Origin of the sequence: Thioalkalivibrio denitrificans, from assembly GCF_002000365.1 — a bacterium.
Lineage (GTDB): Bacteria > Pseudomonadota > Gammaproteobacteria > Ectothiorhodospirales > Ectothiorhodospiraceae > Thioalkalivibrio_A > Thioalkalivibrio_A denitrificans.
Genome location: NZ_MVBK01000143.1, coordinates 1 through 3,922, shown reverse-complemented (window position 1 = coordinate 3,922; position 3,922 = coordinate 1). Strand labels below are relative to the sequence as shown.

General features: G+C 64.7%; 5 protein-coding genes. 1 reads left to right on the top strand and 4 read right to left on the bottom strand.

The window, feature by feature from the left end:
• Positions 1–116: 116 nt before the first annotated feature.
• The 3 genes from B1C78_RS16795 to B1C78_RS16785 form a co-directional block, all read right to left on the bottom strand.
• On the bottom strand, positions 117–1,139 hold the full coding sequence (locus B1C78_RS16795; RefSeq protein ID WP_139350002.1) for a hypothetical protein: 1,023 nt from the start codon (positions 1,137–1,139) through the stop codon (positions 117–119).
• Between the two features lie 432 nt (positions 1,140–1,571).
• On the bottom strand, positions 1,572–2,201 hold the full coding sequence (locus tag B1C78_RS16790; protein WP_077280301.1) for a transglycosylase SLT domain-containing protein: 630 nt from the start codon (positions 2,199–2,201) through the stop codon (positions 1,572–1,574).
• 151 nt (positions 2,202–2,352) lie between these two features.
• Positions 2,353–2,841 carry a DUF411 domain-containing protein gene (locus B1C78_RS16785; RefSeq protein WP_077280300.1) on the bottom strand — a complete coding sequence of 163 codons (489 nt, stop codon included), beginning with the start codon at positions 2,839–2,841 and terminating at the stop codon, positions 2,353–2,355.
• A 255-nt stretch (positions 2,842–3,096) separates the two neighbouring features.
• Between B1C78_RS16785 and B1C78_RS16780 the strand changes: the two genes are divergently transcribed.
• The gene (locus B1C78_RS16780; protein WP_077280299.1) at positions 3,097–3,651 is read left to right on the top strand and encodes a YqiA/YcfP family alpha/beta fold hydrolase; all 555 of its coding nucleotides are present in this window, start codon (positions 3,097–3,099) and stop codon (positions 3,649–3,651) included.
• A 15-nt stretch (positions 3,652–3,666) separates the two neighbouring features.
• Here B1C78_RS16780 and B1C78_RS16775 read toward each other — a convergent pair.
• A partial coding sequence (locus B1C78_RS16775) for a diguanylate cyclase (protein ID WP_139350001.1) occupies positions 3,667–3,922 on the bottom strand: 256 nt, incomplete at its 5' end.

The following is a 3,922-nucleotide window of genomic DNA, read 5'->3' as shown; positions in this document are numbered from 1 at the left end:
AAAAGCGACTGGGGCGGCCGTTGGCCTGATCCGACGGGCACAGCGCAGACACATGACGTCATCGCGGCGTCAGGCCCCGCGGCCGCCCCAGTCGCTTTTCCGGATCGTTACGTAGTTCAGAACCCGATATCGAAACGCATACGGGCTCTCGTGTCGTCGTACCCACTGAGCTCGTTATCGAGAACTTCAACATCAAATCCCAACCGCGCATTGGGCGCGAACATCCACCCGACGCTGGGGTTGATGGAGGTCACCTTGGTACCACCCGGCACCAGAGTGCCCCGGTCCGAATAGTCGTCTTCATACTCATACTGGCCGTAGTTGAGACCGAAGGCCCATGGACCGCGGTGGAACGTCGCCCCGACAAACCAGCCGCTGTGATCCACATTGTAGTCCGGGCCAAGCGCAGCGGGAGCATTCACGTCACCGCGCACCTCCTGCCTGCCGATCAGGTATACGCCCAGAACGTCTCCCTTCCATCCATTGCCGAGATCCCACTGGTAGGAGGCATCGACGCCCATCCGGCGGCCTCTGTCGGTCGCGTCCGAATCGTCGCCCCTACGTCTGTAATCGTGTTTATCGGCCTGGAACCAGAAGGCCCCGATGTGGGCGTCGCCGTCGCCAAGCTGGGGCTCGTAAGCGACGCGCACGGCGTAGTCCTTGAGATCCTCCTCGTCCCCGGAGGTGTCAAAAGCGCCGACGCCGAAGTACATGCCGTTGCCGTACGCGTAGGCCATGCCGCCGGTGCCCCGGTTGCGAAGGGAACCGCTACGCAGGTCCTCGCGGTCATAAGTGGACACGACGTTGCGTGAAAGCTGGGAGCCGGTGCCCCGGCTGAGGGTGTCGTACGGGTCGGACCTGCCGAATCCGACGTTGCCGCCGGCGATGCCCAGGGTCCAGTCGCCGAATTCGTTCGCGAGGCTGAGCTGCATCTCTGTCCTGTCGTCCTCGTCGCCGAGGGCCTGGACATAAACTCCCGTGTACTCCGTCATACGCCCGGCCACATAAAGCCGGATGGGGTCCGGAGCACTGACGTGAGTTTCGTTGTCCCCGTCGAAGTTGTGGCGGATGTCGCCACGGACCCGGGCGGACAGGGGCATGTTCTCCTGGATGTCCGCGCCATGCAGCAAGGGAATCATGTTCGCGCGATACCCCGAAATCTTGAACTCCCGACCGAACTGATTCAGCCTGGGTGGCTGAGTGTGGCAGGCAACACACGCCTGGCCGGTTTGCCGGGCAAAACTCGGAACCGCCTCGGCCGTTTTCGGAACCATGGTGAGCAGGCCGCTCGCCAGACCCGCAAGGAGCATCGCCGAGACGCCCCACGTACGTTGTCTTCCTCTTCGATTCAACATGATGACGCACTCCACTAGGTTGGATCAGACAATTTCTTACGATCCACCTTATGGAGTCGGGGGTGACAGCGAATCGGCCGAAGGAAGAAACGTTACTGGGACCACCGTCCGGGGTGACATGGGACCTTGGTCGGATCAGGAGATGCCTGGACCGCGTTGGCGCTCGATCACGGATGGAGCCCGCGCTCAGCCACCGCGAGACCGGTCCCGGGCGCTTCAGCGGCAGAAAGGCCAGAACTGGTAGAAACGCCGGCAGCGGAAGCGGCGTTCGCATTCCTCCAACTGCGCCGAGTAACGCTGCGCGCGTTCGTTGACCCGCTGGGCCACGCGCTGCACCTGCGGCTTCGACCGGTAGGCCCCGCGTGCATAACCGGTGTGCCCCTCGTGATAGGCGAGATAGAGGCGCTCGGCGTCGTAGGGCGGAATGCCGAGGCGCCGGTGACTGACGTCGTTGTACCAGCCGATGAAATCCAGTGCGTGGGCCATGTTCGTGCGCCGGGCATTGTGCCGCCCGGTGGCCTCCTGGTAATCGCTCCACGCGGGCGTGATCGCCTGGGCGTAGCCGTATGCACTCGACGGCCTGCGCCGCGGGATGAAGCCGAACCGGTATTCCCGGGGCGGACGCACATTGTGTCGAAACCCCGACTCCTGGTGCACGAACGCGATCTGCACGGGGATCGGCGTACCCCAGCGCTGCTCGGCGCGGCGCGCGTGATCATACCAGCGGGGGTATTCCTCGAAGATGTGACAGATATTGTCCGCACGCTCGGGCGGCTGGTTCGCGCAGGCGGTCAACAGCAGCACGACTGCCACCCATAGCGAGCGGAGAAACCGGAACAGCGTCATCAATGCCGTTGGGGGCGGCGCCCGATGTGGATTCGGCCGCCATCATAACGTCGGCCCGGCGTCGTGAACGCGAACGCACATCCCAGGAATGCAAGGTGAAGGGGGCGGCACGCAATACCGCCCCCGAATCGAACCGCCGACTCAGTCCTTGTCAGCGGCGCTCGTAGATTTCGACGCGCCCGTCCCTGCCGATGGCGAGTACGTTGTAGCGTTCCGTATAGGGGCCTTCCATGCCCGGCGAGCCCATGGGCATGCCCGGAACGGCAATGCCGTGGATGGCGGGCTGCTCATCGAGGAGGCGCTGCACCACGTCGGCGGGCACATGGCCCTCCACCACATAACCGCCCACGGTCGCCGTGTGACAGGACTGCAGCTTGCCGGCAATACCCAGTTGCGCCTTGATCGGGTTCAGGTTCTGCAGGTCTCTCGCATCGACGGTGAAACCCGCCTGCTCCATGTGCTCGATCCATTTGTCGCAACAGCCGCAGGTGGGCGTCTTGTAGACCACCATGTCGGCGGCCTTCGCTGCCTGGATGCCGATCAGGCCGACCAGCGCCGCCAGGGCCGCCGTCGCCAGCGCCCGGAACAGTCCCCGGGACCGCGGCGAAGCAATGGTCCGCACATCGCCGTGTGTATACATATCAAGCTCTCTCCCGCCCCGACCCGGGGCTGCTTTCGAATGAACCGCCTGCCCCCGCCCATCCCTCGTCGCGCGGGCCATACATACATTCTGCACCCGGGCAGATGGCCCGGTCGCGTGCAACGGGGAAGCCCGTTGATCCCGATCAATGGCCTTCGGAAGTGCTTGACGCGGGCGCAGGACTGCCTTTCCATAGGCGAGTACCAAGAAGACCGAGCCACCCGCCCCGGGGGAGCATAACGGTCAGCAGCAGTCATGCTCTTTTTCTACGTCCATGGATTCAGCAGCAGCGCCCGAAGCCGCAAGGGACAGGCCCTCAAACGCCTGTTGAGCGGTCACCGCGTGGTCGGCCTGGAATACCCCTATCCGCCGGACGAAGCGGCACGCACGCTGCTGTCGCAGGCGGAGGCGGCGGGTGCCGGCAGTGAACCCTGCGTGTTCGTGGGATCGTCCCTGGGCGGGCTCTATACCCGCTATCTTCTGACGCAGTTCGATGCGAAGGCCGTGCTCATCAACCCGGTGGTCAGGGCCGATCTCATGCGCGCGCTGATCGGCCCCGTCACCAATTACTACACCGGGGCGACCTACGAATGGCGCGAGGAAGACGTCCGTGCGCTGGCCCGTTACGATACGCCCCTCGCCGGACCGGCGCTGGTATTGCTTGATGAAGGGGACGAGGTGCTCGACTACCGCATGGCGGTGGCGGCCTACGAGGATGTGGCCGACGTGATCGTGTTCCCCGGCGGCAACCACGAGTTCGCCCACCTGGAGGAAAGCATCCCGCTGATCACGCGCTTCGCCGCCGAATGAGCGTATAGGCTGCGCTCATCCGTCCGCCGTCGGTTGGGGCGCGCCGGTGGTCGCGATGCTGACCTGGTTGCGCCCCGCACGCTTGGCTTCGTACATGGCATGATCGGCCCGCATCATCAGGGCGTCGAGGGAATCGCCCGCCATGCGCGTCGCCACGCCGATGCTGGCGGTGACTGAAACCGTGTTGCCGTCGTCCAGCATCGGCCGGCTGGCCTCGAGTCGGTCGAGGATTCTCCGGGCGACGGCGGCAGCACCGCCCGAATCGGTGTCC

Bases quoted from the DNA above. Each gene is read 5' to 3' on its own strand.
- B1C78_RS16785 (WP_077280300.1), bottom strand. From the start codon at position 2,841: ATGTATACACACGGCGATGTGCGGACCATTGCTTCGCCGCGGTCCCGG.
- B1C78_RS16795 (WP_139350002.1), bottom strand. From the start codon at position 1,139: ATGATTCCCTTGCTGCATGGCGCGGACATCCAGGAGAACATGCCCCTG.
- B1C78_RS16780 (WP_077280299.1), top strand. From the start codon at position 3,097: ATGCTCTTTTTCTACGTCCATGGATTCAGCAGCAGCGCCCGAAGCCGC.
- B1C78_RS16790 (WP_077280301.1), bottom strand. From the start codon at position 2,201: ATGACGCTGTTCCGGTTTCTCCGCTCGCTATGGGTGGCAGTCGTGCTG.